Consider the following 26,738-nt stretch of genomic DNA (forward strand, 5'->3'; position numbering starts at 1 on the left):
CAGCAGCGCCGCCGCCCTCGTCAGTGAGCGGGGTTATAGATCCACCCCCACAAAGATGTCAACAACGTCCGTCGTAAAAAATCCAAAAATCAAACAAACCATTGATAAGAAATGGAAATTCCAGTCATTTGGCAAAAGGGTGACAGAATGAGGGTCAAAAGACGGACGGCAGCGGCGTCGGCTCTGACCACCATTCTGCACAGACGACATATCCCCGTGTACCGGGCCACACTTCCGCAGACGCCACGCCGGATTCTCGCTTGAACGGGGCAGCGCAGTTGCTAGTGTCGGCGCCAAACCGACACGGAGAACAACATGCTCGTCCTGCACGAAGGCGAAACCGCCCAGGCCCTGAAGTGGGGCGAACTCATTGATGCGATCGAACGGATGTTCCGCAGCAGCTGCGTGATGCCGGTCCGTCACCATCACGATGTCGCCGTTCCCGGCGAGGCGGATGCGACCCTGCTTCTGATGCCGGCCTGGGTTCCGGGCGACTATATAGGGGTGAAGCTGGTCTCGGTATTCCCCGACAACCATTTGCGCGGCCTGCCCACCATCTTCGGAAGCTACATCCTGTCATCGGGAAAGACCGGCAGGATGCTCGCGGTCGTGGACGGCGGCGAGCTGACGGCGCGGCGAACCGCGGCCACCTCGGCGCTCGCGGCCCGGTATCTGGCGCGCGAAGACGCGTCCGACCTGCTGGTCGTCGGAACCGGCCGCCTGTCGCTCAACCTCATCCAGGCGCATTCCGCGGTCCGGCCGATCGGCCGTATCTCGATCTGGGGTCGTAACCCGGCCAATGCGCAAAAGACCGCCGAGGATGCTCGCGCGCTCGGGTTCGCGGTTTCCGTCCGTACCGACCTCGAAAGCGCGGTCCGCACTGCCGACATCATATCCTGCGCGACGCTCTCCCATGAGCCGCTCGTCCATGGGGCATGGCTGAAGCCCGGAGCCCACCTCGACCTGATCGGCGCCTTCAAGCCGACCATGCGCGAAAGCGATGACGAGGCCGTGCGCCGCGCCAGCGTGTTCGTCGACACCCGCGCCGGCGCGATGAGCGAGGCGGGCGACATCCTTCAACCCCTGAAGGCCGGCGTTATTACCGAGGCCGACATCAGGGCCGACCTCTTCGATCTCGCCGTCGCGCGCCACGCGGGCAGGACCAGCGCCGAGGAGATCACGCTCTTCAAGTCCGTCGGGGCCGCACTCGAGGATCTCGCCGGCGCCATTCTCGCCTACGAAACAGCGATGGAGCCGTTCGCGCGCCAGGAGGCCTGATGGCGAGAGCCCTGCCCTTCCTTCCGGTCACCGAGAGCCTGCCAGCGTTGACGGCGGCGCTCGCGAATGCGAACCGGGCGATCCTGTCGGCGCCTCCGGGCGCCGGCAAGACGACGATCGTGCCGATTCACCTGCTCGACCAGACCTGGCGCGGCGACGGCAGGATCATCCTGCTCGAGCCCCGCCGGCTTGCCGCACGCGCTGCCGCGAGCCGTATGGCGAACCTGCTCGGGGAGACGGTCGGGGAGACCGTGGGCTATCGCATGCGGCTCGACAATCGGATTTCGGGTCGCACACGCATCGAGGTCGTGACCGAGGGTGTGTTTGCCCGCATGATCCTTGATGACCCGGAACTTTCCGGTGTCGCGGCCGTGCTGTTCGACGAATTTCACGAACGCTCGCTTGACGCCGATTTCGGGCTGGCGCTGGCGCTCGACACCCAGTCAGCGCTGCGGCCGGATCTCAGGTTGCTGGTGATGTCCGCGACCCTAGATATCGAGCGCATCGCTGCCCTGCTTGTCTATGCGCCCGTAGTCCGTAGCGAAGGCCGGAGCTTCCCGGTCGACATCCGCTATCGCGACCGGCCCGGCGGCGAGCGGATCGAGGATGCGGTCACCGCGGCCATCGTCGAGGCGCATAGGACAGAGAGCGGTTCGATCCTCGCCTTCCTGCCCGGCCAGGCCGAGATCAAGCGGGTGGCAGAACGGCTCGACGGGCGTTTCGACCAGACGACGCTGATCGCGCCGCTCTACGGCAATCTCGGCCAGAAGGAGCAGGACGCGGCTATCCGTCCCGCGCCTGATGGATACCGCAAGATCGTGCTTGCCACGTCCATCGCCGAAACCTCGATCACGATCGACGGTGTTCGCGTGGTGATCGACAGCGGCCTGCAGCGGTTGCCGGTGTTCGAGCCCTCGACCGGTATTACCCGTCTGGAAACGGTAAAGGTCTCCCGCGCATCGGCCGACCAGCGGGCGGGACGGGCCGGACGCACGGAACCGGGAATTGCGATCAGGCTCTGGCATTCCGGCCAGACGGCGGCACTTCCGGCCTTCACCCCCCCGGAAATCCTAGCGGGTGACCTGTCGAACCTCGTGCTCGACATGGCCCATTGGGGGGTGCTCGATCCTGCATCCCTCTCCTTCATCGATCCGCCGCCCAAGGTCGCCTGGAACGAAGCCAAAGCCCTGCTTCAATTGATCGGCGCCTTGGACGCCGCCGGCGCGATGACGACCAGCGGACGAAAGATCCGCGACCTCGGCCTTCCCGTCCGTCTCGGCGCCATGGTGCTGTCGGGATCGGGTGCCGGCGCCGGCAGACAGGCTGCGGAGCTTGCCGTACTGCTTACCGAACAGGGGCTGGGCGGAACCGGCATCGACATAGAGGAGCGGCTGCGGCGCTTTCGCCAGGAAGGCGGCGAGCGGGCCGTCTCGGCACGCAGGCTGGCCGAACGGCTCGCGCTTAGTGCCGGCGCCGCGAAAGGAGCCGAAAACCCGATGGGTGCCGGCCCGTTGCTGCTTCATGCCTATCCCGACCGTATAGCGATGCGTCGCGGGGCACGGGGACGCTTCGTGATGGCCAATGGCCGCGGCGCCGAAATACCGGAAACCGAAAGGCTCGCAGGCGCCGACATGCTGGTGATCGCCGACCTGACCGGACGGGCCGCCCAGGGGCGCGTCCTTGCCGCCGCGGAAGTCAGTCGCAGTGATATCGAATGCCTGCTGCCCGAGGCCATCCAGCGCCAGGAGGAGTGCTTTTTCGACGCTTCGAGCCGCCAGGTGCGCGCCCGGCGCGTCACGCGGCTCGGGGCCATCGTGCTCGACGAGACACCACTTGCCAGACCGACCGGACCCCAGTCGGCCGAGGCACTGGTCGAGGGCGTGCGCCAACTCGGGCTGACCTGCCTGCCCTTCTCGAAGACGGCGGAACAGCTGCGACAACGCATCGGTTTCCTCAACCGCACGATCGGAGATCCCTGGCCGGATATGTCAGACGAGGCGCTCATCGCGTCACTCGACACCTGGTTCACGCCGTTCCAGCATACCGTGCGCAGCATCGACGACGTCACTGCTGCATCGCTTTCCGATGGATTGGCCGCTCTTCTTCCCCATGGGCTGCAGCGCGAACTCGATCGCCTCGCCCCGACGCATTTTACAGCGCCGACGGGACAGAACCATCCGATTCGCTACGACGGCGCCGAGCCGGTTCTCTCTATCCGGGTTCAGGAACTCTTCGGTCTCAAGTCCCACCCGGCGATCGGTGGCGGCAAACTGCCGCTCGTCCTGGAGTTGACCTCGCCGGCCCATCGGCCCATTCAGACGACGAGGGACCTGCCGGGCTTCTGGGCAGGTTCCTGGAAAGATGTGCGCGCCGACATGCGCGGCCGCTATCCGAAGCATCCCTGGCCTGACAATCCGGCCGACGCCATGCCCACCACCCGCGCAAAGCCGCGCGGGACGTGACGCAACAACAGAAAGACCGAGAGGCCGCAGATGATCACCACGCCGGATGCAACGCTCCAGTTCGGACCCTCGAGCCGACGCCTGCGGCTGCAGACGCTGGTCTGGCTCAGATGGCTGGCCGTGGCCGGACAGAGCCTGACGGTCATCCTGGTCGACTTCTGGCTCGAGTTCCCCGTGCCCTTCACGACCTGCGCGGCTCTGATCGGTGCCCTGGCGGTCGCCAACTTCGTGTTGTCAGCAAGCTTTCCGCCGACTTATCGACTGGAGCCGCTCGCCGCCTTCGCCGTCCTCAGCCTAGACCTTCTGCAGCTCGCAGCCCTGCTCTACATCACCGGCGGACTGGCCAACCCATTTGCACCGCTGATCTGCGTGCCAGTCATCATCTCCTTTGCCTCTCAGCCGCTGCGGCACGCGGTCGCGCTCTTCATCATTGCAGTCCTCTTCGTTTCAGCGCTGGCCTTCTCGCCCTACCCTCTGCCGTGGTACGGCGGCGATGCGCCCTTCCTGCAGCCGATCATGCAGGTGGGCGTCTGGGTCGCCATTACCTCGATGATGGCCTTCGCCGCCTTCTACGCCTATCGGGTTTCGCAAGAGGCGACGCTGCTGGCCGACGCTCTCTCGGCGACCGAACTTGTGCTGCAACGCGAGAAACATCTCTCCCAGCTCGACGGCCTGGCTGCCGCGGCCGCCCATGAGTTGGGCACTCCTTTGGCGACGATCAGCCTCGTCGCCAAGGAGATGGAGCGCGAACTTGGCCAGGACGAGCGCTTCGGCGAAGACGTCCAGTTGCTGCGCAGCCAGAGCGAACGCTGCCGCGACATCCTGAAGAGGATCGCGACACTGCCCTCGGAGAGCGAGGCGCATATGCGCCGTCTGCCGCTGTCCTCGCTGATCGAGGAGGTGCTGGCACCCCATCGCGAATTCGGCATCAAGCTGGAACTCGTGGAGAAATCCGACCGAGCCAGGGAACCGGTCGGGGTGCGCAATGCCGGTATCCTCTACGGGCTCGGCAACCTGATCGAGAACGCAGTCGATTTTGCCCGCGAGAAGGTTGTCGTCACGGTCGAGCACGATGCCTCGCGGGTGGTCGTGACGATCGAGGACGACGGGGTGGGCTATTCGCCCGACGTGATGCAGAGGATCGGTGAACCCTATGTGACGAGCCGTCAACGGGACGACAAGGCAGGTGGCCTGGGGCTCGGCCTGTTTATCGCCAAGACGCTGCTCGAACGCTCCGGCGCACGGCTGCGCTTCGAAAATCGCGGGCCTGAGACGCCGGGCGCCCGCGTCGAGATCATCTGGCCGCGCAATCGGATGGAGAGCAATCCGGCCTGAAATGACTTTACCCATCGGCCATTAGTGGCCATAACGACTTGCGACCTTTCGATATACTGCTGGGATGCCTGGCCATGACCGACATATCTCCATCCGATCCGAAGATGTCCGACCGCGCGCAGAAGGGCGGGGACGAGGCAATCGGCGCGGACCCCAATCTCCTGATCGTCGACGACGACGTCCCGTTCCTGCGCCGTCTGGCGCGTGCCATGGAAAGCCGCGGCTTTACGGTAGAGACGGCTGCCTCGGTGGCCGAAGGGATCGCAAAGGCCAAGGCCGTACCACCAAAGTTTGCGGTGGTTGACCTGAGACTCGGCGACGGCAACGGCCTCGACGTCATTGAGGCCATCCGCCAGCACCGAACGGATACGCGGGTGATCGTGCTTACCGGTTACGGCAACATCGCGACGGCCGTCACGGCGGTAAAACTCGGCGCACTGGACTATCTGGCAAAACCCGCAGATGCCGACGAGATCTTCCTCGCGCTGACGCAGCGTCCGGGCGAAAAGGCGGTCGTCCCGGAAAACCCGATGTCGGCTGACCGGGTGCGCTGGGAGCATATCCAGCGGGTCTATGAAAGCTGCGAGCGCAATGTTTCCGAGACGGCCCGCCGTCTCAACATGCACCGGCGCACACTCCAGCGCATCCTGGCAAAGCGCGCCCCGAAATAAGCCTAGTCGCGACCCGGCGAGCGGGCAGCCCATTCGGCCAGCATCAGGCGCTGAGCAGCCGCCCGCGAGAAGTCGAGCGTCACGGCCTTGCGAGTCGCCGGGGCCAGACGATGCTCGGGGGCCTCGCGCACCAGATGGGCGCCGTAACCGTCCGACAACAACAGCCCGCAATCCTCGGGGAAGATATCCAGCGGCACCTCCGGGTGGGTGGCAAAGAACAGACGGTCACAATAGGCCCGGTAGTCCGGCCATTTCCGATCGACGCGAAAGTCCTCGATCGACGACTTGATCTCGATGATCCAGATCTCGCCCTTCTCCGACAAACCCACGAGGTCGGCACGTCTGCCGTTGGAGAGCGCCAGTTCGGGAAGCAAGGCGAGACGCATATCGTGCAACAGGATCTGCACCCCGCGCCGCACCAGCATGGCGCGATCGGACTGACGCCCGTCGATTAACGGATTGTTTACGGCGATCGAAAGAATCGTCATGAATATTGTCCAAACCGACCCGTTCGCATGTTGCAAAAAAACAATGCGGAGTCATTTTGCAGCGCCGAAGACATTCAGCCTTTGCCCGCTACTTGCAAAGCCGAGTTTAATCAAAAATAAACCATAATCAAAGATGGTCGAGAGAACCATCTCCTAGCCCACAGACACGAGTTTCCCATGCACCTTCGCAATGCATTGACTGTGTTCGGCCTCGTCGCGACGATCGCCCTGACAGGTTGCACCACCACGACCGAAACGAAGACTGCCGAAGCCGAGACCACGGCCAAGATCTTCACGGATTCCTACGGCAGCGTGACCGATGCCGGCTACGCGCTTCCGGCGATCCCGATCAACAAGCTCGACAAGAAGTTCCACCGCCAGATCGTCTCCTATCAGACGTCGGAAAAGGCCGGCACGGTTGTCGTGAACACCCGCGAACGTTTCCTTTATTATATACTGCCGAACGGCAAGGCGGTGCGTTACGGTATCGGCGTCGGCAAACAGGGCTTTGCATGGTCCGGTACCGCCTATATCGCCTGGAAACAGGCGTGGCCGACCTGGCATCCGCCGAAGGAAATGGCTGCCCGCAAGCCGGAAGTGGCCAAGTATGTCGAAGAAGGCATGGGGCCGAGCATCCGCAATCCGCTGGGCGCGCGCGCCATGTACCTCTTCAACGAAAAGGGCCAGGATACGCTGTTTCGCCTGCACGGCACCCCGGAATGGGCTTCCATCGGCACCGCCGCCTCCTCGGGCTGCATCCGCCTGATGAACCAGGACGTGATCGATCTCTATAACCGCGTCCGCCCGGGCAAGAACGCCAAGGTCGTGGTCATCCAGTAAGGTCTCTCGGGAAACGAGACAAGAAAGCCGCCGGAGTGATCCGGCGGCTTTTTTCGTTGTCCTTCCGTTTCGCTCAGGCCGTCAAACTGGTCTTCAGTTCGCGCCGGCGACGATGAAGGACCGGCTCGGTATAGCCGTTCGGCTGTTCGCGACCTTTCAGAACCAGATCCAGAGCCGCCTGGAAGGCGATCGAACCATTGAAATCCCGGGCCATGGGCCGGTAAGCCGCATCATCGGCATTCTGACGGTCGACGACTTCGGCCATGCGCTTCATGGTTTCGAGGATTTGGGCTTCGGTGACGACGCCGTGGTGCAGCCAGTTCGCCATGTGCTGGGCGGAGATGCGCAAGGTCGCGCGATCTTCCATCAGGCCGACATTGTTGATGTCAGGAACCTTCGAGCAACCAACGCCCTGATCGACCCAGCGCACGACATAGCCAAGAATGCCTTGCGCATTGTTGTCGAGTTCGCGCTGGATCTCCTCCGGCGTCCAGTTCGGTCGCGGCGCGACCGGAACCGAGAGAATATCCCGCAGGCTGGCCCGCGCACGCTTCTTCAGGCCGGCCTGAACCTCAGTGACATTGACGCGATGATAGTGCGTGGCATGCAAGGTTGCCGCAGTCGGCGACGGCACCCAGGCCGTGTTGGCGCCCGCCTTCGGGTGAGCGATCTTCTGCTCGAGCATAGCGGCCATGAGGTCGGGCATGGCCCACATGCCCTTGCCGATCTGCGCGTGGCCGGAAAGGCCGCATTCGAGGCCGATATCAACATTCCAGTTTTCGTAGGCGGCGATCCAGGCGGCCTGCTTCATATCGCCCTTGCGAATCATCGGGCCGGCTTCCATCGAGGTGTGGATCTCGTCGCCGGTGCGGTCGAGGAAGCCGGTGTTGATGAACACCACGCGTTCCTTCGCTGCACGGATGCATTCCTTCAGGTTGACGGTGGTGCGACGCTCCTCGTCCATGATGCCCATCTTGATGGTGTTGGGGGCCATGCCGATGAGGGCCTCGACACGGGCAAAGATCTCGCAGGCGAAGGCGACCTCTTCCGGTCCATGCATCTTCGGCTTGACGACATAGAGCGACCCCTTGCGGGAATTGGCCCGGCGGCCGTTGGGACCGATGTCGTGCAAAGCGATCAACGCGGTGACCGCGGCATCCATGATGCCTTCCGGGATCTCATTGCCGTCGCGATCCAGGATCGCCGGGTTGGTCATCAGGTGGCCGACGTTGCGGACCAGCATCAGCGAACGGCCGTGCAGGACGAGCGAACCACCATCCGGTGCGCTGAACGTCTTGTCGGCGTTCAGCGCACGTGTGAAGGTCTTGCCACCCTTGCTGACCTCTTCGGTCAGGTCACCCTTCATCAGGCCGAGCCAGTTTCCATAGACGACGACCTTGTCCTCGGCATCCACCGCCGCAACCGAATCCTCGCAGTCCATGATCGTGGTGATCGCCGATTCGAGCCAGAGGTCGTTGATCCCTGCCGGATCCGTCTTGCCGATCATGCCGTCAGCGTCGATCACGACCTCGATGTGCAGGCCGTTGCGGCGAAGCAGCAGGGCTTCCGGCCTGTCGGCACCGCCGCGATAACCGGCAAGCTGCGCAGGATCGGAAAGCCCGGTCACGGCATCGTCCGAAAGCGTGACGAACAGAGCGCCGGACTTGACCGCCAGAGCTGCCACGTCGCTCCAGCTGCCCGCAGCGAGCGGTGCCGAGTCGTCGAGAAGCTTGCGGCCCCAGGCGATGACCTTCGCGCCCCGCACCGGATTGTAGCCCTTGCCCTTTTCGGCACCATCCGCTTCGGAAATCGCGTCCGTGCCGTAAAGGGCGTCATAAAGCGATCCCCAGCGGGCGTTGGCGGCGTTCAAGGCATAGCGCGCATTCATGACGGGAACGACGAGCTGCGGGCCGGCGATCTCGGCGATCTCGGCGTCGACATTCGAGGTCGAAACCTTGACCTCGCCGCCTTCGGGAAGGAGGTAACCGATCTCCCGCAGGAAGGCCTCGTAGACGTCCATATCAACCGGTGCGCCGTTCTCGCGATACCAGGCATCGATCCGGGCCTGAAGGTCGTCTCGCTTTGCGAGAAGCGCGCGGTTCTTCGGCGCGAGATCGTGGACGATTGCCGAAAAGCCCGAGAAAAAGGCGTCGGCGTTCACGCCGGTCCCCGGAATGGCCTGTTCGATCAGGAAACTGTGCAGCTCCCGGTCGATTGAAAGCCCGTGCAGTTCGATCCGGCTCATTGTATTTTTCCTCGCAAATTCCAGCTGTATTTCGATGTTGCGACAATGATCCGTTCTCATTCATTGTCAATCGAGCACAAATTACAAAGATTTTTCACGAATTGGAAAAGGTCAGTCGTGCACCATCCGCGGTCTGCCGCTGGCAGTGGCTATGAAACGCGCCTCGACCAGCTTGCGATTGCCCTCGATCTGCGGGGCGTCGATTTCCTCGACCACGGAGACGGCTGCATCGTCCGCACCGCTGTCTCGGGCATGGGCCAGGGCGGCCTCCGTCGCGCGCCGCCGCGCCGTGGCGAAGGCCTTTTCCTCGTCCGAGAAACGCATGTTCTCCCCGGCTCCGGAAACCACGAAGACACCCTCTTCGGGCACTGTCACAAACACCGTCACCGTGGAGCGGATGCGACCGACGACGGCACCGATCGCATTGGCCACATCGGCGTCGCCAGGCACCTTGCAAGGAACTGCGAGCATTTCGCCGATTGCCGGATAATAGACAGGCGCGGATGCGCCAAGGCCGATCAAGGCGCGATCGAGCGAGAGTCCGAATTGCACGATACCCCGTTCCCGGCGCAAAGCGCGATCGATCAGCGTCGAGCGGGACGGATCGATGTCGCCGATACCGTCCTCGGCCAGGCACGCGGCAAGGATCACTTCCGACGACTGGCGCGTCAGGCGAGCGACGATGCGCTCGGCAAGCTCCTCGGGTGAGCCTGCAATCGGCTGACCGGTGCCGTCTTTCTGGCGCATGGCGAGCCGCAGTCCTAACTCCGCCGCGTCGCGGTTCCACTGGCCCTGTCGGCCCAGCACATGCATCGCATCCGATGGGGTCACGCCGCAGATGTGAACGAGGCCGCGCGCCACGAGCCTGTCGAGCGTTGCCTTTTGCGGCGTGGAGGTCAACAGCTGCTCGAGCGCCACCGGCACGTTGCTGATGCGCGCGAAGAGCGCTGCCTCCTGTGGCTGCAGGCCAGCCGCCAAGTGATCGGGGACACCGGTCCTGATTGCCAGACGACTGTCATGGCGCCCGACATGAGTTGCGCGCAACTGGCGCTCGAGTATCTCGGTAACCTGCACCCCATGCAGGGCCGCTGCGAGGCTCAGCGGAACCAGACGGCGCGGCCCTAGCTCCATGCGCGCCACGAGACCGCGATCGTTGATCCGGACTTCCGAGTCGCCCCCGAGCCCATAGGTGCGCATCGCGACAGCCTCGACCATCGTGCGATAGCCGCCGACGACGGCCCCCTCGGCATCGAGCCGCGGGCGTCCCTTCTCCATGATCGCCACGTCCGTTGTCGTGCCGCCAATGTCGGAGACCACGGCATCATCGAGACCGGTGAGATGCCGGGCGCCGACTAGGCTTGCTGCCGGCCCAGACAGGATCGTCTCGATCGGCCTCAGCCTCGCCTCCGCCGCGGAGATCAGCGCGCCGTCCCCCCGCACCACCATCAGCGGCGCATCGATGCCCCGGCGACGCAGGAAATCCTCGCAGGCGCCGACCAGCCGGTCGATCATCGAGACTAGGCGCGCATTGAGCAGCGTGGTGAGCGCCCGGCGCGGACCGCCCAGCTTGGACGACAATTCGTGGCTACAGGTCACCGGCAGGTGGCAGTTTTCGCGAAGGAAATCACGGACACGGATTTCATGGGCCGGATTGCGAACCGCGAAGTAACCGGCAACTGCGAAGGAAGAGACACCCTGTTGCAGCAGCGGCAAAGCCTCTTCGAGCGCGCCAAGATCGAGCGGTGTCTCGTTGCCGTGTACGTCGTGGCCGCCGGGCAGATAGATGACGGGGTCGGTGCCGACGGCTTCGGCAAGCCCGTCCCGCTTCAGGTCGTCCGGTCCGAAACCGATCATGACCAGACCGGCACGTCCGCCCTGCCCCTCCACGAGCGCGTTGGTGGCAAGCGTGGTGGAAAGGGAGACGAGACTGATTGCTTCTGCGGTGATGCCGGACGACTCAAGCACGTTTTCCAACGCCTCACCGATGCCGACGGAAAGGTCATGCCGCGTCGTCAGAGCCTTGGCCTTGGCAAGAATACCTGCCGTTTCGCTGTAGAGCACGGCATCCGTATAAGTGCCACCGGTATCGATGCCCAGCAGGTAATGAAGTGTCACGCGGCAGCCTCGGAATTTCTGGAAAGAGGAAGTGTTCGGAAGAGCTTATCGCACGGGATGTCGTGAGCACACTAGCTGACAAACGGCAATTATTGTGGTGTCGCAACACCCCGTGGACGAACCCGCATCGGAAGGCCGCCACCCGGCTGGGTGGTCAGCTTCTGCACCGGCCATGGCCGAGTTTCGTTCGTCACCGAGAAACGAAAACGCCGCATCAGAACGGCAAGCGCGATCACGGCCTCCTGGAGCGCAAAGGTCGCGCCGATACAGACACGCGGCCCGGCGCCAAAGGGCAGATACTGAAACCGGCCGATCCGCTCACGATTCTCCGGCAGGAAGCGCGACGGATCGAAGGCCCGCGGATTTTCCCAATGAAGTGCGTGGCGATGCAGCGTCCAGGGCATGATGAGAACGGTCGTTCCCTTGCGGATATCGATGGTCTTTCCGTTGGACGCCACGAAACGATCGTCGGCGAACGCCTGCCGGTTGATGGACGGAGCGGGCGGATAGAGGCGCAAGGCTTCCTCGAAAGCCGCGCGGACCAAAGGCATCCGATCGATCCATTCGACCGGGTCAGCACCCGCCGCGAGGACGTCATCGATCTCGGCCTCCATGCCGTCACGAACGGCGGGGCTGTGGGCGACGCAATAAAGCGTCCATGACAAGGCCCGCGCGGTCGTCTCGTGACCGGCGCCGATGAAAGTGAGGATGTTGTCCTCTATCTCGGCGGAGGTGAGACCCTGCGGCCCTTCGATGTCTAGCAACAATGTCAGGAAGTCGCGCGGCAAATTCGCCCGGGTATCCGTCATGGCGGATCTTCTGGCATCCATGGTCTTGCGGACCACGGAGCGGAACTTGCGCAGCACGCGGTACCCTCTGATACGACTCAAGCGCGGCAACCAGCGCGGCGCTCTCAAGAGATCGAGCACATCGATACGACCCATGTGATGAAGGAGTGCTTCGACATCGCCGGCGATGTCACCATTGTCCGCAACGATCTCACCGGAGAAAAGTGTCTCGGCGAGGATCAAGTAGGTGAGTTCCGTCATGTCGACCGAGATGTCACGAACCAGTCCATCGGGATCGGTAGTCTCGTATCGGGCCGCGAACGCCTCGCTCTGCTCGAGCATCTGCCGGGCAAATCCACGCGCGTGCCGCGGCGTAAAGACCGGAGCCATCGCCTTGCGGGAACGCTTCCAGACATCGCCTTCCGCGGTCAGCAGTCCGTCGCGAAGGATCGGACGCAGGACGAGCTGGCGGATCTCGTCCATCGGATAGTTCGTCGAGTTTTCCACGAGCACATGGCGAATGAGCTCCGGATCATTGACGATCAGCGTCGTGCGGCCAAAGAAACGTGTCTCGATCCAGGGCAAGGTGTAGGAGGGCTCGCCCCAAAGTTCGAGCGGATTGCGCAGAACGGTCCTGATGATCTCAAGGCGCGACGGCGGCACCGTGCGTGGCACCGGCGCCGGGGGTTCAAAGCGATCAAGACCGTCGACAGCTGCCATGTCTCCGCTCCCGCGGCGGCCGCTCTGTGCGAACCTTCGTCAGAGCAGGCCCTTGAGTTCGTCCAGACGGTCGTTGATCAACCATCCGTAATAGTTCTCTTCCGGCCAGGTCGAGCCACCGCCGGCATTGCGCCGGGCCAAGGCCTGGGCACGCTCGCGCGAATTCCCGACATTGAACAGGGTGGCGGTCAATCCGGGATTTCCGGAAATGTCCATGCCGGCAATCGAACGATAGTCATCAATCGCCTTGCGCAGCGCGGCCGCCATGTAGGCAAGCGAGACATCGGGTTCCATGATGGCCTTGTAAACGCCTGCCGCGTCGGTCACGTCGAGTTTCTCGTAACCGGACCGGTCATGCACCAGATCGGTCAGCATCAGGGCGGTCAGAGGATTAATCTGGCCGAGGCCGAAGGTCTGGCCGGCATAGAAGGGCTGGAAGAACACCGCACTGAACCGGTTGTTCGGGTAGGACTTGCCGCCAACGGTATGACCGCGGAACGTCTTCTGCCAGACATCTTCACGACAGGACCAGAGCAGATAGGAATCATCGATCCCGGCGCATTCGGAGAACTCCGGGCGCGTGACAAAATCAGCAATATCCTCGCCTTCATAGGCGAAGCGGAAGCTGCTGCCTGCATAGGACGCCGCTTTCACGTAGTAGCTCTGCAGACTGTCATAGGCGTCGACGTTAAAAGTGTGCTCGCCGACGATAGCGCCGACCATGTGGATCGGGTCGATCCCGTATGCCGATGCCGTCTTCCTGATCTTGGAACGCAGGCGTTCGTCGGTCGCGAGGAGATCGCGTACCTTTTCGAACTTCAGGTCGAACGTCGTCTTTCCTGCCTTGGTCCGGCGGACCGACGCACCGGGAATCGGTGGCTGTTCGGCATGGCGGTTGCCCTCGGGAACGATGCGCACCGATCCTGCATCGGCTCCGACCGGAGCGAGCATGACGAGCGCGAAGATGAATGCCCGAGTAAAAGACCGCACGATACCTGTGTCCCCAGATCTGAACTTCGACTTTGCCTTATGGGCGCAATGCATACAGAAGCGAGGCCGCCCTTGTCGACCTCGCTTTCCGTCACAAGCGCGGCATTCCAGCAGCAAATGCGCGCTTTTTTAGGTCTCGGTCACAGAATATAGCGCGATAGGTCGGCGTCGGCGGCGATTCCCCCGACATGCTCGCGCACATAGTCGGAATCGATCATGACGGCCGAACCGCCCCGGTCGGGAGCGTTGAACGAGATGTCATCCAGCACGCGCTCCATCACCGTCTGGAGGCGGCGGGCGCCGATGTTCTCGACCGAGGTGTTGAGCTTGACCGCAACGTCTGCCAACGCATCGATTGCGTCCTCGGTGAATTCGAGGTCAAGTTCCTCGGTTGCCATCAGCGCCTTGTATTGCCGGATCAGGCTTGCTTCGGTCTCCGTCAGGATCCGTCGGAAGTCTTCCTTGGTGAGCGGCTTCAGTTCGACGCGGATCGGCAGACGGCCCTGCAATTCGGGCAAGAGGTCGGACGGCTTCGAGACATGGAAAGCGCCGGATGCGATAAAGAGGACATGATCCGTTTTCACCGGACCATACTTCGTCGAAACCGTGGTCCCTTCGACCAGCGGCAGCAGATCGCGCTGGACGCCCTCACGGGAGACGCCGGCACCCACGCCGCCATCGCGCGCGGCAATCTTGTCGATTTCGTCGAGGAACACGATGCCGTCGTTCTCGACCGAACGCACCGCCTCGCGCTGGATCACCTCATTGTCGATCAGCTTGTCAGACTCGTCGCGGATCAGGTCGGCATAGGAGGCCTTGACGGTGGTGCGCACCTTCTTGGTCCGACCGCCCATGGCCTTGCCGAACATTTCCGACAGGTTGAGGATGCCGACATTGCCGCCAGGAACGCCCGGGATCTCGAAACCCGGCATTCCATTGCCGCTGTCGGCGATCTCGATGTCGATCTCCTTGTCATCCAGCAGGCCGTCCCGAAGCTTCTTGCGGAAGCTGTCACGGGTCGCGGGCGAGGCCGTGGAACCGACAAGCGCATCGAGCACGCGTTCCTCGGCGCCGGCATGGGCCTTGGCCTGAACCTCGGCACGCTTCTTTTCGCGCACCAAGCCGATGCCTACCTCGACCAGATCGCGGATGATCTGCTCGACGTCGCGGCCGACATAGCCGACCTCGGTGAACTTGGTCGCCTCCACCTTGATGAAGGGAGCACCAGCGAGCTTCGCCAGGCGACGCGAAATTTCGGTCTTGCCGACACCGGTCGGGCCGATCATCAGAATGTTCTTCGGCATCACCTCGTCACGAAGGCTCTCGTCGAGCTGCTGGCGCCGCCACCGGTTGCGCAACGCGATGGCCACGGCGCGCTTTGCTTCGTGCTGCCCGATAATGAAACGGTCGAGTTCGGAAACGATCTCGCGGGGAGAAAAGGTCGTCATAGCGGTTGTTCCAGTCAGGTCCAGGAAGGGGCTCAGTTCTCGCTGTCGAGTGTCTCGACGACGATGTTGTCATTCGTATAGACGCAGATCTCGGCGGCGATCGCCATGGCCTGCCGGGCGATTTCTTCCGCCGACTTGTCGCTGTCCATCAAAGCCCGTGCCGCCGCAAAGGCATAGTTGCCGCCGGAGCCGATCGCCATGGTTCCGTGCTCCGGTTCGAGCACATCGCCGTTGCCGGTGATCGCGAGCGTAATCGATTTGTCCGCCACGAGCATCATGGCTTCGAGATTGCGCAGGTACTTGTCGGTACGCCAGTCCTTGGCAAGTTCGACGGCCGCACGCATCAGCTGGCCCGGATACTGTTCCAGCTTCTTTTCGAGCCGCTCGAGCAGCGTGAAGGCATCCGCGGTCGCGCCGGCGAAGCCTGTGATCACGTCGCCCTTGCCGATACGGCGGACCTTGCGGGCATTGCCCTTCATCACGGTCTGGCCGAGGCTCACCTGTCCGTCACCGGCCATGATGACCTTTCCGCCCTTGCGTACTGTAATAATCGTCGTCATTGAGGCACCTGTTGGCCCGCGACACGGGCTTTCGATTGGATGCGCTTTGGCGCGCCGTTGGATCCTATGTAAGTTGGCGCGCGGCGAATGCAATCTCATGACGCAATGCGGCAAAGCAGGCCTGCTTTTGCTGGATATTTACCGGACCGCCTGATAAGGAACCCCCTGATCAAGGCATGGAGCAGACCCTGATGGGCGAAACGACGATCCAGCGCGCGGGAAGCATTTCGCGCAAGACCAACGAAACCTCCGTTTCGGTATCCGTCAATCTCGACGGCACCGGCGCCGCGAAGATTTCAACGGGCGTCGGCTTTTTCGACCACATGCTGGATCAGCTCAGCCGACATTCGCTCATCGACATGGAAATCGACGTCAAGGGCGACCTGCATATCGACGATCATCACACGGTCGAGGATACCGGCATCGCGATCGGCCAGGCGATATCCAAGGCGCTCGGCAACCGCCGCGGCATCACCCGCTACGCTTCGATCGATCTCGCTATGGACGAGACGATGACCAAGGCGGCGATCGACGTGTCGGGCCGGCCTTTCCTCGTCTGGAACGTCGCCTTCAGCGCACCGAAGATCGGGACATTCGACACCGAACTGGTCCGCGAATTCTTCCAGGCACTCGCCCAGAATGCCGGGATAACCCTGCATGTGCTCAATCATTACGGCGCGAACAATCACCATATCGCCGAAACCTGCTTCAAGGCGGTGGCGCGTGCCCTGCGCAGCGCGGTCGAAATCGACCCGCGCCAGGCAAGCCGCGTTCCCTCGACCAAGGGCACCCTCGTCTGAGACCGGGCCGCCCGATGGCGGCAAGACCGGTGTGATCTTAGCTTTGCGATGCGTCGAGGCCGCTGCCCTCTGCGTCGCGTTTGAGAAAAGGACGTTCCACGATGCGCGTGGCGATCATCGACTATGGTTCCGGAAATCTCCGCTCGGCGACCAAGGCCTTCGAACGGGCCGCACGAGAAAGCGGTATCGACACTGTAATCGAACTGACCGACAAGGCCGATCGCGTGGCGACCGCCGACCGGGTCGTTCTGCCAGGGGTTGGCGCTTATGCCGACTGCCGCAATGGCCTCGCCGCCGTTTCGGGAATGCATGAGGCGATCGTCGAGGCGGTCGAAACGAGGGCGCGGCCATTTCTCGGGATCTGCGTCGGCATGCAACTGATGTCGAGCCGCGGGCTGGAAAAGGCGATCACTCCCGGCTTCGGCTGGATCAAGGGCGACGTGGTCGAGATGACGCCTAACGATCCGTCGCTGAAGATCCCCCAAATCGGCTGGAACACCCTGGACCTTCACCGACCGCACCCGCTTTTCGAGGGCATAAAGACCGGACCTGACGGTCTGCACGCCTACTTCGTGCACTCCTACCACCTGGCCGCGGAAAACGCGGAAGACGTGATCGCCACCACCGATTACGGCGGCCCAATGACGGCGTTCGTCGGCCGCGACAATGTCGCCGGCGCGCAGTTCCATCCGGAAAAGAGCCAGGCGCTCGGCCTCAAGCTGATCGCCAACTTCCTTTCCTGGCAACCGTAAGTTTCCTCGAGTTTGGGGTATTTCCGCATGATCCTCTTTCCCGCCATCGATCTCAAGGACGGCCAATGCGTGCGGCTCAAGCTGGGCGACATGGACCAGGCGACCGTCTACAACACCGATCCCGCCGCCCAGGCCAAGGCCTTCGAGGACCAGGGCTTCGAATGGCTCCACGTGGTCGATCTCAACGGCGCCTTTGCCGGTGAAAGCGTCAATGGCGCCGCCGTCGACGCCATCCTGAAAGCCACGAAGAACCCGGTGCAACTCGGCGGCGGCATCCGCAGCCTCGAGCATATCGATAACTGGCTGCAACGCGGTCTTTCCCGGGTGATCCTCGGCACGATTGCGGTGCGCGATCCAGGACTCGTGATCGAGGCCTGCAAGGCTTTTCCCGGCAAGATCGCGGTCGGGATCGACGCCAAGGGCGGCAAGGTCGCGGTCGAGGGCTGGGCGGAGGCGTCCGAACTCGGCGTCATCGAGCTCGCAAAGAAGTTCGAGGGCGCAGGCGTTGCGGCAATCATTTACACCGACATCGATCGTGACGGCATCCTGACAGGCATCAACTGGGAATCGACGCTTTCGCTGGCCGATGCCGTTTCCATTCCGGTGATCGCCTCGGGCGGGCTTGCCTCTATGGACGACATCCGCCGGATGCTGGAACCGGATGCAGCAAAGCTCGAAGGCGCGATCTCCGGGCGCGCCCTCTATGACGGCCGCATCGACCCCTCCGAAGCCCTGGCGCTGATCCGCGCCGCCCGTACCTGAACGAGGTGAGACCATGACGCTGAAAGCCCGTGTCATTCCGTGCCTGGACGTCAAGGACGGCCGCGTCGTCAAGGGCGTCAACTTCGTCGACCTGATCGACGCCGGCGATCCGGTGGAGGCCGCCAAGGCCTATGATGCCGCCGGTGCCGACGAGTTGTGCTTCCTCGACATCACCGCGTCTTCCGACAATCGCGAAACGATCTTCGAGGTCGTCGCCCAGACCGCCGATCATTGCTTCATGCCGCTCACCGTGGGTGGTGGGGTTCGCAGCGTCGCCGACATCCGCAAGCTGCTGCTCTGCGGGGCCGACAAGGTTTCGATCAATTCCGCGGCCGTGAGGGATCCCGATTTCGTCGCCGAAGCGGCCGACAAGTTCGGCGACCAGTGCATCGTGGTGTCGATCGACGCCAAGAAGGTTTCCAGCGCCGGCGAGGCTGATCGCTGGGAGATATTCACCCATGGCGGACGCCAGCCGACCGGCATCGACGCCGTCGAGTTTGCTGCCAAGGTGGTGGCACGAGGCGCGGGCGAACTGCTGGTCACCTCGATGGACCGCGACGGAACGAAGAGCGGCTATGACATCGCGCTCACCCGCACCATCGCCGACAGCGTCCGTGTTCCCGTGATTGCTTCCGGTGGGGTCGGCAATCTTGATGATCTGGTTGCCGGGATCACAGAGGGTCATGCGACAGCGGTGCTTGCAGCCTCGATCTTCCACTTCGGCACCTATTCGATCGCCGAGGCCAAGCACTACATGGCACAGCATGGCATCGCCATGCGCCTCGATTGAGCCAGCGAAAGGCGCCGCAATGAGCGATTTCTCACTCTTCGATCTCGAGCAGATCGTTGCCGAGCGTGCCAAGGCCCGCCCGGACGAGTCCTGGACTGCAAAGCTGGTGGCCGGCGGACAGCCGAAGGCGGCCAAGAAGCTCGGCGAGGAAGCGGTCGAAACCGTGATTGCCGCCATAGGCAACGACCGCGAAAACCTCGTCTACGAGAGCGCGGACGTGCTCTATCACCTGTTGGTCGTATTGAAAATCGCCGACATCCCGCTAAAAGCGGTGCTAGACGAGCTTCAACGGCGTACAGCCCAGACAGGCCTCAAAGAGAAGGCCAGCCGGCAGGATCCATGACCACAGCGACGCGGGAATCCGACACGCCAGAGGCACTCGACCATTTCCAGGCAAATGGATACTCGCCCTATCTGTTCTTCAATTCCGAGGAATGGTCGCATTTCCGCGCTGACACCCCGCTGACGCTGACCGAGGACGAACTGCGCCGGCTGCGCTCGATCGACGACCCGATCGATCTCGACGAGGTCCGCCGCATCTATCTTTCCCTGTCGCGCCTGCTCTCGGCGCACGTGGAATCATCCCAGCTGCTGTTCGAGCAACGCAACCACTTTCTCAGGACAGCCGGCCTTGCCAAGACGCCTTTCGTCATCGGCATCGCGGGTTCGGTGGCGGTCGGCAAGTCGACGACCGCTCGTATTCTGAAGGAACTCCTGGCGCGCTGGCCGTCGAGCCCCAAGGTCGATCTCGTCACCACGGACGGCTTTCTCTACCCGAATGCCCATCTCGTTCGTCACAAAATGCTCAACAGAAAGGGCTTTCCGGAGAGTTACGACATCGGGGCGCTGCTGCGCTTCCTGTCCGCCATCAAGGCCGGATTGCCGAACGTCAAGGCGCCCGCCTACTCGCACCTCACCTATGACGTGCTGCCGAACGAATTCAAGGTAGTCGACCGCCCGGACATCCTGATCTTCGAAGGCATCAACGTCCTGCAGTCGCGTGATCTGCCGGCAGATGGCAAAATCGTTCCGATCGTTTCGGATTTCTTCGATTTCTCGATCTACATCGATGCGGACGAGGCGCTGATCCATCGCTGGTATGTCGACCGCTTCATGAAGCTTCGCCAGACGGCATTCCGCGATCCCAGCTCCTACTTCAATCGCTATGCGTCGATCAGCGAGGAAGATGCGCTTACCATCGCCGAGGACCTTTGGGCCAACATCAATCTGAAGAACCTGCGCGAAAACATCCTGCCGACGCGTCCGCGCGCCGATCTGATCCTGCGCAAGGGTGACAATCACCTGGTCGAGCAGGTTGCGCTCAGAAAACTGTAGGCGATGTATAGCCGGCATTTGATTAAATAGCGCGCTATATGTCCGCGGGCCCGGCCGGTCACGGGTTGACGCGACGCAGTGTCAGATTGATACGGCCGCCATTCTTCAGCAAAGTCGAAGTCGCCGGGTAGATCCGGTCTACGCCGTGGAAACACAGGCGCCCCTGCCCGCCGATCACGAACACGTCGCCGCTCGAGAGCTTCAGCGACATGGTCGGATCCTTGCGGTCAGTCCCTCCGACGCGGAAAAGACAGGAGTTGCCGAGCGAAATCGAAACGACCGGCGCGGCGAAGTCCTTTTCGTCGCGATCCTGATGAAGTCCCATTCGGGCGTCGTCGTCATAGAAGTTGACGAGACAGGCCTCCGGCGGCTTGTCATAGCCTGAAACCTTTTCCCAGATCCCGAGCAAGGTTTGTGGAATGGCCGGCCACGGCTTTCCAGTCACCGGATGGGTGGATTGGTATCGATAACCGCGTTCACGGTCGGTCACCCAGCCGAGCGATCCGCAATTGGTCATGCGAACCGACATTTCCTTTCCAGTGCCGGGCATTACGGGCACGAAGAGCGGCGCTTCCGCCACGATCGCGCGGATCGTGGCGACCAGTTCCTCCTGGTCTTTCCGATCGATGAGGCCCGGAAGACAACGAAGACCTTCCGGCAGGTTGCGCTTGGCTCTTTCGGGCATATGCGGGGCCGGCGGCCGTCTCCTTTACCGTCCGGTCAGGCAAGATCCGGAATGCGCAGGACCTGACCCGGGTAGATCTTGTCGGGATGGGTCAGCATAGGCTTGTTCGCCTCGAAGATCACGGTGTGTTTTGCACCTTTATCCTTGCCGTAGTGAGCTTCAGCGATCTTCCAGAGGTTGTCGCCCTTCTTGACCGTGTAGAAGACCGGCTCCTTGGCCGCGACAGGAGCCGCGGACGGCGTATCGGCAATCTTCAGCTCGCCGGCCTCGACCTTGGAAATGCCGAGCGTGTTGCCGACCGCGATGACGGCCTTCTCGAAGGCCGACTGGTCCTTGACGACGCCCGTCAACACGACCTTGTCGTCGACGACCGCGACATCGACTTTGTCGGTGCCGAGATCATGCGAGGCGAGTTCCTTCTTCACGGCTTCGGCGTCCGGCGCCTCATCGTCGGCTCCGATACCGAGTTTCTTTCCGGCACTCTTGATAAAGCTGAACAGACCCATGAGACTTTCCTTTCCGCTGTGTGAGGCTCAAGATGAAGCCACTCCACACCAAAGCACAAGCAATTATCTAAAATATGTCGTGCTATATTAGGTCGCACCTGGCCTATTGATCGCCTCCCGGACGCCCACGCATCTTCTTGACTTCCGACCGTCCCGACTTCTCCTTGAGCCGGCGTTCGACGGAACCCTTGGTTGGCTTTGTCTTCTTGCGCGGCGGCGGCGGCGGAGCGGCAGCAGCCAGGATCAGTTCCTTCAGACGCTCCCGGGCGTCCTCGCGATTGCGGTCCTGGCTGCGAAAACGGCTGGCCTCGATCATGAGGATACCCTCCTTCGAGACCCGGCGCCCGGCAAGTTTCAGGGCATTCTGCCTGATGCGATCAGTGAGGGCCGGTGAGCCGGCGATGTTGAAGAACAACTGGACCGCGGTCGCCACCTTGTTGACGTTCTGACCGCCCGGCCCGCCTGCCAGAACGAATTGCTCCGTCAGCTCCCAGCCAGCAATGGTGATGCGGTCGTTGATGTAAAGTGGATCGCTGGCCATGGTCTGTCTCCGTGAGTTCTCTTTCATATCCGAACGTCAGGGAAAACAAAAAACCCGGCGGAGCGATCCGCCGGGTTTTCTCTGTGGCTTTCGCGGCGTCGTTATTCGGCCGCAATATTGGCACTCGGAGCGGCAGCGCGCACCGTGTGGTCGACGTGGTCCTCGAACTTGGCGAAGTTGGTGATGAACATGGCCACCAGCTTCTTGGCCTGTGCATCGTACTCCGACGCATCCGACCAGGTCGAACGCGGATCAAGGATCTTCGTGTCGACCCCATCGACCGCGACCGGTACGGCAAAGCCGAAGTTCGGGTCGATGCGGGTTTCCGCCTTCTTCAGTTCACCGTTCAACGCACCGGCGAGCAAAGCGCGGGTGGCCTTGATCGGCATGCGGTGACCGATGCCATAAGCGCCACTGGTCCAGCCGGTGTTGACCAGCCAGCAGTCGACATTGTGCTTGGCGATCAGGTCGCGGAGCAGATTGCCGTACTCCGCCGGATGACGCGGCATGAACGGAGCACCGAAGCAGGTCGAGAAGGTTGCTTCCGGTTCGGTAACACCCTTTTCAGTGCCGGCAACCTTTGCCGTGTAACCCGACAGGAAGTGGTACATGGCCTGTTCCGGAGTAAGGCGGGCGATCGGCGGCAGAACACCGAAGGCATCGGCGGTCAGCATGATAATCGTCTTCGGGTGACCTGCACGGCCGGTTTCCGATGCGTTCGGAATGAAATGCAGCGGATAGGCGCAACGGGTATTTTCCGTGAGCGACGCGTCGTTGAAGTCCGGCACGCCGGCCTCGTCAAGCACGACGTTCTCGAGAACCGTACCGAAACGCTTGGTCGTGGCATAGATTTCCGGTTCGGCTTCGGCCGACAGACGGATCGTCTTGGCGTAGCAGCCGCCTTCGAAGTTGAAGATGCCGTCTTCGCCCCAGCCGTGCTCGTCGTCACCGATCAGCGTGCGGCTCGGATCTGCGGAAAGCGTGGTCTTGCCGGTGCCAGAGAGGCCGAAGAAGACGGCCGAGTCGCCCGCCGGACCGACATTGGCCGAGCAATGCATTGGCATGACACCCTTCGGCGGCAACAGGTAGTTCAGTGCGGTGAACACCGACTTTTTCATTTCGCCAGCATACGACGTGCCACCGATGAGGACGATACCGTTGGTGAAGTCGCAGGCGATGACCGTTTCGGTTCGGCAGCCGTGACGGGCCGGGTCAGCGCGGAAGCTCGGCAGGTTGATGATGGTCAGCTTCGGCTGGAATTCGACCAGAGTCGAACGCTCCGGGCGGATCAGCAGGTTGCGGATGAACAGCGAGTGCCAGGCGAGCTCGGTCACGACGCGGGTCGGGAGCTGGTTTTCCTTGTCTGCGCCGCCGATCAGATCCTGCACGAAGAGTTCCTTGCCGGCGGCATGGGCCAGCATGTCCTTGTGCAGAACACCGAAATGCTCCGGAGACATCGGCTTGTTGTTGTCCCACCAGATGTGGCCATCGGTATGGCTGTCTCGGACGATGAACTTGTCCTTGGCCGAGCGACCGGTGTGCTGACCGGTTACCGCACAGAGCGCGCCATCGGCGGTCAGTACGGCTTCGTTGCGGCGAATCGCCTCTTCATAGAGGTCGCGCTCACGGACGTTGTAGTAGACGCGAGCCGCATCACCCAATCCGATCGCTGCTACCCCTACGAGGGGATTATTTACACCAAGCTCCTCCATGAGCGCGCATCCTCTAGTTAATACAAAGTGACGGTGAATTTCCGGGAACCTAGTGTCCGGGTTTTCAAAACGCAAGAAGCTTGAGCAAAAATAATCAATAATATCAAATAATTAATCGATTTAAATCGAAATATGCATTTTTAAATCGGTTTACAAAGGCGCGATCGACCTGTCCAGAGGCGCTGCTGAGGCCCCTCTCGGCAACGCCCCCTTTATCTTTGCCACAATTTGTTCCACCTTTATCCCCAATAAGCGCATGCTCAATGTCGCCACACCCTGGGCTGGGAACTTTACCAGGAGCAGCGCTTAATGATGACGGAGACCAACACCATGCAGACGATCGCGCTCGTAGACGACGACCGCAATATTCTCACTTCGGTGTCGATTGCGCTCGAAGCGGAAGGATACAAGGTCGAGACCTATACCGACGGCGTCTCGGCGCTGGACGGACTGCTCGCACGACCGCCGCAACTCGCCATCTTCGACATCAAGATGCCCCGCATGGACGGGATGGAACTCCTGCGCCGACTGCGTCAGAAGTCGGATTTGCCGGTCATCTTCCTCACGTCAAAGGATGAAGAGATCGACGAACTGTTCGGCCTCAAGATGGGCGCGGATGACTTCATCACCAAGCCGTTCTCGCAACGCCTCCTGGTCGAACGGGTGAAGGCGATCCTGCGGCGTGCCGCGAGCCGCGAGAGCCTTGCCGCCGGCGGCCCCGCCAAGGCCGGCGCCGAACAGCAGGCCCGCACGCTCGAGCGTGGACAGCTAGTCATGGACCAGGAACGCCATACCTGCACATGGAAGGGTGACCCGGTCACGCTGACCGTCACCGAATTCCTGATCCTGCAGTCGCTGGCGCAGCGTCCGGGGGTCGTAAAGAGCCGCGACGCGCTGATGGATGCGGCCTATGACGAGCAGGTCTATGTCGACGACCGCACAATCGACAGCCACATCAAGCGCCTGCGCAAGAAGTTCAAGATGGTCGATACCGACTTCGACATGATTGAAACACTCTATGGAGTGGGCTACCGCTTCCGCGAAGCAGCGTGAACGCCGCCATGGCCGGGATAAACCCGGTCCGGCAAAAGGGTTGAGCTTGGTCAAGCAAGTTACCGACGGAACTATCGACGAACTGGACAGCCTGAGCGAACAGCGCCGTTTCCCGGTACACCCCTTCACGCTGGTGCGCCGGATCTTCGGCCACGCACTGTTCTCCAGTCTGACGCGGCGGATCGTCTTCTTCAACCTTGCGGCGCTGATCGTGCTGGTCGGCGGGATCATGTATCTCAACCAGTTCCGCGAGGGGCTGATCGATGCCCGCGTGGAAAGCCTGCTCACCCAAGGCGAGATCATCGCCGGGGCTATTTCCGCTTCGGCGTCGGTCGACACCAATTCGATCACCATCGACCCGCAGAAGCTTCTCGAATTGCAGGCGGGCCAGAGCATCACGCCGGTTCCGAACGACGAGGACCTCGAGTTCCCCATCAATCCGGAACGCGTCGCTCCGGTGTTGCGCCGGCTGATTTCGCCGACCCGCACGCGTGCCCGACTGTTCGACGCAGACGCCAACCTGCTGCTCGATTCGCGCCACCTCTATTCACGCGGCCAGGTGCTCCGTTTCGATCTGCCTCCAGTGGAAAACGAGAACTCGGGCATCACCGACTGGGTCGCGCGCATCTTCAACACCATCCTCCAGCCCTCGAACCTGCCTGTCTACAAGGAAGCACCGGGTGGCGACGGATCGATCTATCCGGAAGTCATGAATGCGCTGACCGGCGTGCGCGGCGCAGTCGTGCGCGTGACCGACCAAAGCGAGCTCATCGTTTCGGTCGCGGTACCAGTCCAGCGCTTCCGCGCCGTCCTGGGCGTGCTGCTGCTCTCCACGCAGGCGGGCGACATCGACAAGATCGTCCATGCGGAACGCCTCGCGATCCTGCGCGTCTTCGGCGTCGCGACGCTCGTCAATATCGTCGTTTCGCTCCTTTTGTCCTCCACCATCGCCAACCCGCTGCGACGCCTGGCAGCGGCGGCCATCCGCGTTCGGCGTGGGGCAAAGGAACGCGAGGAGATTCCGGACTTTTCCGCGCGCCAGGATGAGATCGGCAACCTGTCCGTTGCGCTCCGCGAAATGACCACCGCGCTTTACGACCGGATCGATGCGATCGAAAGCTTTGCGGCGGATGTCAGCCATGAACTCAAGAACCCTCTCACCTCGCTGCGCAGCGCCGTCGAGACCCTGCCACTCGCGAAGAACGACCAGTCCCGGCAGCGGCTCATGGATGTCATCCAGCACGACGTTCGCCGCCTCGACCGACTGATCAGCGACATCTCGGACGCTTCCCGTCTCGATGCAGAACTCGCGCGAAGCGATGCCAAACCGGTCGACCTGGAGGTGCTGCTGTCCAGCCTTGTCGAGGTATCGCGCCAGATCCGCAGCACCAAGAAGCCGGTCGAACTCGAATACGTGATCGACCAGAAGCCGGGCACCAAGGCGCGTTTTGTCGTCAACGGCCACGACTTGCGACTTGGCCAGATCATCACCAACCTGATCGAGAACGCGCGCTCCTTCGTGCCGGAAATTGGTGGCAAGATTACCGTCAGGCTGTCGCGGACCAAGAGCCGCTGCCTCGTCCAGGTGGAGGACAACGGTCCAGGGATCCAGGCGGAAGACATCGACCGGATCTTCGAGCGATTCTATACCGACCGGCCGGAAGGCGAAGGTTTCGGCCAGAACTCGGGCCTGGGGCTGTCCATCAGTCGGCAGATCGCCGAAGCGCATGGCGGCACGCTGAGGGCCGAGAACGTCTTCGAAGCGGGCACCGGCCGGAGGCTCGGCGCCCGCTTCATCCTGGCCCTGCCGGTCGAGGCCGCATCTTGAGCGGCGCGCCTACCAATGTCCATGGAACAGCAAT

The 26,738-nt window shown here is 62.3% G+C and carries 24 protein-coding genes; 13 read left to right on the forward strand and 11 right to left on the reverse strand.

The features are described from left to right. The first annotated feature begins 315 nt into the window (after positions 1-315). The 4 genes from lhpI (at position 316) to ACX93L_RS16490 (ending at position 5,746) form a co-directional block, all read left to right on the forward strand. The gene (lhpI, locus tag ACX93L_RS16475; protein WP_459405839.1) at positions 316-1,278 is read left to right on the forward strand and encodes a bifunctional Delta(1)-pyrroline-2-carboxylate/Delta(1)-piperideine-2-carboxylate reductase; all 963 of its coding nucleotides are present in this window, start codon (positions 316-318) and stop codon (positions 1,276-1,278) included. Next, positions 1,278-3,740, forward strand: a complete 2,463-nt coding sequence (gene hrpB / locus ACX93L_RS16480) for an ATP-dependent helicase HrpB (protein WP_459405840.1) — start codon at positions 1,278-1,280, stop codon at positions 3,738-3,740. The genes lhpI and hrpB overlap by 1 nt, the downstream gene beginning before the upstream one ends. A gap of 30 nt (positions 3,741-3,770) precedes the next feature. Then, positions 3,771-5,075, forward strand: a complete 1,305-nt coding sequence (locus ACX93L_RS16485) for an ActS/PrrB/RegB family redox-sensitive histidine kinase (RefSeq protein WP_459405841.1) — start codon at positions 3,771-3,773, stop codon at positions 5,073-5,075. 104 nt (positions 5,076-5,179) lie between these two features. Then, positions 5,180-5,746 carry an ActR/PrrA/RegA family redox response regulator transcription factor gene (locus tag ACX93L_RS16490; RefSeq protein WP_459406237.1) on the forward strand — a complete coding sequence of 189 codons (567 nt, stop codon included), beginning with the start codon at positions 5,180-5,182 and terminating at the stop codon, positions 5,744-5,746. A gap of 2 nt (positions 5,747-5,748) precedes the next feature. On the opposite strand, the gene ACX93L_RS16495 is transcribed toward ACX93L_RS16490, so the two are convergent. Continuing rightward, the gene (locus ACX93L_RS16495; RefSeq protein WP_459405842.1) at positions 5,749-6,234 is read right to left on the reverse strand and encodes an MmcB family DNA repair protein; all 486 of its coding nucleotides are present in this window, start codon (positions 6,232-6,234) and stop codon (positions 5,749-5,751) included. Positions 6,235-6,411: 177 nt separating this feature from the next. On the opposite strand from ACX93L_RS16495, the gene ACX93L_RS16500 reads away from it, so the two are divergent. Then, positions 6,412-7,074, forward strand: coding sequence for a L,D-transpeptidase (locus ACX93L_RS16500; protein WP_169593017.1), 663 nt, complete (start codon positions 6,412-6,414; stop codon positions 7,072-7,074). A gap of 73 nt (positions 7,075-7,147) precedes the next feature. Here ACX93L_RS16500 and ACX93L_RS16505 read toward each other — a convergent pair whose 3' ends face one another. The 6 genes from ACX93L_RS16505 to hslV form a co-directional block, all read right to left on the reverse strand. Then, on the reverse strand, positions 7,148-9,319 hold the full coding sequence (locus tag ACX93L_RS16505; RefSeq protein WP_459405843.1) for a malate synthase G: 2,172 nt from the start codon (positions 9,317-9,319) through the stop codon (positions 7,148-7,150). A gap of 111 nt (positions 9,320-9,430) precedes the next feature. Next, complete coding sequence (locus ACX93L_RS16510) at positions 9,431-11,434, reverse strand: hydantoinase/oxoprolinase N-terminal domain-containing protein (RefSeq protein ID WP_459405844.1); 2,004 nt, start codon at positions 11,432-11,434, stop codon at positions 9,431-9,433. Between the two features lie 89 nt (positions 11,435-11,523). Continuing rightward, positions 11,524-12,942, reverse strand: coding sequence for a cytochrome P450 (locus ACX93L_RS16515; RefSeq protein ID WP_459405845.1), 1,419 nt, complete (start codon positions 12,940-12,942; stop codon positions 11,524-11,526). Between the two features lie 39 nt (positions 12,943-12,981). Beyond that, entirely contained in the window at positions 12,982-13,893 is a 912-nt protein-coding gene (locus ACX93L_RS16520; RefSeq protein ID WP_459406238.1) for a DUF1402 family protein, read from the reverse strand. A 179-nt stretch (positions 13,894-14,072) separates the two neighbouring features. Continuing rightward, on the reverse strand, positions 14,073-15,380 hold the full coding sequence (gene hslU / locus ACX93L_RS16525; RefSeq protein ID WP_459405846.1) for an ATP-dependent protease ATPase subunit HslU: 1,308 nt from the start codon (positions 15,378-15,380) through the stop codon (positions 14,073-14,075). 32 nt (positions 15,381-15,412) lie between these two features. Then, positions 15,413-15,940 (reverse strand): ATP-dependent protease subunit HslV, encoded by a 528-nt coding sequence (hslV, locus tag ACX93L_RS16530; RefSeq protein ID WP_169593033.1) that lies wholly within the window; start codon positions 15,938-15,940, stop codon positions 15,413-15,415. Positions 15,941-16,131: 191 nt separating this feature from the next. Between hslV and hisB the strand changes: the two genes are divergently transcribed. From hisB to coaA, 6 genes are all read left to right on the forward strand, one after another. Next, on the forward strand, positions 16,132-16,740 hold the full coding sequence (hisB, locus tag ACX93L_RS16535) for an imidazoleglycerol-phosphate dehydratase HisB (protein ID WP_459406239.1): 609 nt from the start codon (positions 16,132-16,134) through the stop codon (positions 16,738-16,740). 101 nt (positions 16,741-16,841) lie between these two features. Next, on the forward strand, positions 16,842-17,492 hold the full coding sequence (gene hisH / locus ACX93L_RS16540) for an imidazole glycerol phosphate synthase subunit HisH (RefSeq protein ID WP_459405847.1): 651 nt from the start codon (positions 16,842-16,844) through the stop codon (positions 17,490-17,492). Positions 17,493-17,519: 27 nt separating this feature from the next. Further along, complete coding sequence (hisA, locus tag ACX93L_RS16545) at positions 17,520-18,254, forward strand: 1-(5-phosphoribosyl)-5-[(5-phosphoribosylamino)methylideneamino]imidazole-4-carboxamide isomerase (RefSeq protein WP_459405848.1); 735 nt, start codon at positions 17,520-17,522, stop codon at positions 18,252-18,254. 13 nt (positions 18,255-18,267) lie between these two features. Next, positions 18,268-19,044 (forward strand): imidazole glycerol phosphate synthase subunit HisF, encoded by a 777-nt coding sequence (hisF, locus tag ACX93L_RS16550; RefSeq protein WP_459405849.1) that lies wholly within the window; start codon positions 18,268-18,270, stop codon positions 19,042-19,044. A 19-nt stretch (positions 19,045-19,063) separates the two neighbouring features. Continuing rightward, entirely contained in the window at positions 19,064-19,387 is a 324-nt protein-coding gene (locus ACX93L_RS16555; RefSeq protein ID WP_459405850.1) for a phosphoribosyl-ATP diphosphatase, read from the forward strand. Then, positions 19,384-20,379 (forward strand): type I pantothenate kinase, encoded by a 996-nt coding sequence (gene coaA / locus ACX93L_RS16560; RefSeq protein ID WP_459405851.1) that lies wholly within the window; start codon positions 19,384-19,386, stop codon positions 20,377-20,379. The genes ACX93L_RS16555 and coaA overlap by 4 nt, the downstream gene beginning before the upstream one ends. A 58-nt stretch (positions 20,380-20,437) precedes the next feature. Here coaA and ACX93L_RS16565 read toward each other — a convergent pair whose 3' ends face one another. The 4 genes from ACX93L_RS16565 to ACX93L_RS16580 form a co-directional block, all read right to left on the reverse strand. Further along, complete coding sequence (locus ACX93L_RS16565) at positions 20,438-21,064, reverse strand: alpha-ketoglutarate-dependent dioxygenase AlkB family protein (RefSeq protein WP_459405852.1); 627 nt, start codon at positions 21,062-21,064, stop codon at positions 20,438-20,440. A gap of 35 nt (positions 21,065-21,099) precedes the next feature. Beyond that, positions 21,100-21,570: a peptidoglycan-binding protein LysM gene (lysM, locus tag ACX93L_RS16570; protein ID WP_459405853.1), complete on the reverse strand. Its 471-nt coding sequence runs from the start codon at positions 21,568-21,570 to the stop codon at positions 21,100-21,102. Between the two features lie 103 nt (positions 21,571-21,673). Then, positions 21,674-22,111, reverse strand: a complete 438-nt coding sequence (gene arfB, locus ACX93L_RS16575; RefSeq protein ID WP_459405854.1) for an alternative ribosome rescue aminoacyl-tRNA hydrolase ArfB — start codon at positions 22,109-22,111, stop codon at positions 21,674-21,676. Positions 22,112-22,212: 101 nt separating this feature from the next. Beyond that, a complete protein-coding gene (locus tag ACX93L_RS16580; RefSeq protein ID WP_459405855.1) occupies positions 22,213-23,823 on the reverse strand; it encodes a phosphoenolpyruvate carboxykinase in 1,611 nt (536 codons plus the stop codon). Between the two features lie 330 nt (positions 23,824-24,153). Here ACX93L_RS16580 and ACX93L_RS16585 point away from each other — a divergent pair, with 330 nt between their 5' ends. Both ACX93L_RS16585 and ACX93L_RS16590 read left to right on the forward strand, forming a co-directional pair. After that, positions 24,154-24,876: a response regulator transcription factor gene (locus tag ACX93L_RS16585; protein ID WP_205927887.1), complete on the forward strand. Its 723-nt coding sequence runs from the start codon at positions 24,154-24,156 to the stop codon at positions 24,874-24,876. Between the two features lie 46 nt (positions 24,877-24,922). Further along, positions 24,923-26,704 carry a stimulus-sensing domain-containing protein gene (locus ACX93L_RS16590; protein ID WP_459405856.1) on the forward strand — a complete coding sequence of 594 codons (1,782 nt, stop codon included), beginning with the start codon at positions 24,923-24,925 and terminating at the stop codon, positions 26,702-26,704. Positions 26,705-26,738 lie beyond the last annotated feature (34 nt).

The sequence above is a fragment of the Rhizobium sp. CAU 1783 genome, from assembly GCF_054551725.1.

Excerpts from the sequence above, each read along its gene's own strand:
- lhpI (WP_459405839.1), top strand. The coding sequence starts at position 316 with ATGCTCGTCCTGCACGAAGGCGAAACCGCCCAGGCCCTGAAGTGGGGC.
- hrpB (WP_459405840.1), top strand. The coding sequence starts at position 1,278 with ATGGCGAGAGCCCTGCCCTTCCTTCCGGTCACCGAGAGCCTGCCAGCG.
- ACX93L_RS16485 (WP_459405841.1), top strand. The coding sequence starts at position 3,771 with ATGATCACCACGCCGGATGCAACGCTCCAGTTCGGACCCTCGAGCCGA.
- ACX93L_RS16490 (WP_459406237.1), top strand. The coding sequence starts at position 5,180 with ATGTCCGACCGCGCGCAGAAGGGCGGGGACGAGGCAATCGGCGCGGAC.
- ACX93L_RS16495 (WP_459405842.1), bottom strand. The coding sequence starts at position 6,234 with ATGACGATTCTTTCGATCGCCGTAAACAATCCGTTAATCGACGGGCGT.
- ACX93L_RS16500 (WP_169593017.1), top strand. The coding sequence starts at position 6,412 with ATGCACCTTCGCAATGCATTGACTGTGTTCGGCCTCGTCGCGACGATC.
- ACX93L_RS16505 (WP_459405843.1), bottom strand. The coding sequence starts at position 9,319 with ATGAGCCGGATCGAACTGCACGGGCTTTCAATCGACCGGGAGCTGCAC.
- ACX93L_RS16515 (WP_459405845.1), bottom strand. The coding sequence starts at position 12,942 with ATGGCAGCTGTCGACGGTCTTGATCGCTTTGAACCCCCGGCGCCGGTG.
- ACX93L_RS16520 (WP_459406238.1), bottom strand. The coding sequence starts at position 13,893 with ATGCTCGCTCCGGTCGGAGCCGATGCAGGATCGGTGCGCATCGTTCCC.
- hslU (WP_459405846.1), bottom strand. The coding sequence starts at position 15,380 with ATGACGACCTTTTCTCCCCGCGAGATCGTTTCCGAACTCGACCGTTTC.
- hslV (WP_169593033.1), bottom strand. The coding sequence starts at position 15,940 with ATGACGACGATTATTACAGTACGCAAGGGCGGAAAGGTCATCATGGCC.
- hisB (WP_459406239.1), top strand. The coding sequence starts at position 16,132 with ATGGGCGAAACGACGATCCAGCGCGCGGGAAGCATTTCGCGCAAGACC.
- hisH (WP_459405847.1), top strand. The coding sequence starts at position 16,842 with ATGCGCGTGGCGATCATCGACTATGGTTCCGGAAATCTCCGCTCGGCG.
- hisA (WP_459405848.1), top strand. The coding sequence starts at position 17,520 with ATGATCCTCTTTCCCGCCATCGATCTCAAGGACGGCCAATGCGTGCGG.
- hisF (WP_459405849.1), top strand. The coding sequence starts at position 18,268 with ATGACGCTGAAAGCCCGTGTCATTCCGTGCCTGGACGTCAAGGACGGC.
- ACX93L_RS16555 (WP_459405850.1), top strand. The coding sequence starts at position 19,064 with ATGAGCGATTTCTCACTCTTCGATCTCGAGCAGATCGTTGCCGAGCGT.
- coaA (WP_459405851.1), top strand. The coding sequence starts at position 19,384 with ATGACCACAGCGACGCGGGAATCCGACACGCCAGAGGCACTCGACCAT.
- ACX93L_RS16565 (WP_459405852.1), bottom strand. The coding sequence starts at position 21,064 with ATGCCCGAAAGAGCCAAGCGCAACCTGCCGGAAGGTCTTCGTTGTCTT.
- lysM (WP_459405853.1), bottom strand. The coding sequence starts at position 21,570 with ATGGGTCTGTTCAGCTTTATCAAGAGTGCCGGAAAGAAACTCGGTATC.
- arfB (WP_459405854.1), bottom strand. The coding sequence starts at position 22,111 with ATGGCCAGCGATCCACTTTACATCAACGACCGCATCACCATTGCTGGC.
- ACX93L_RS16580 (WP_459405855.1), bottom strand. The coding sequence starts at position 23,823 with ATGGAGGAGCTTGGTGTAAATAATCCCCTCGTAGGGGTAGCAGCGATC.
- ACX93L_RS16585 (WP_205927887.1), top strand. The coding sequence starts at position 24,154 with ATGCAGACGATCGCGCTCGTAGACGACGACCGCAATATTCTCACTTCG.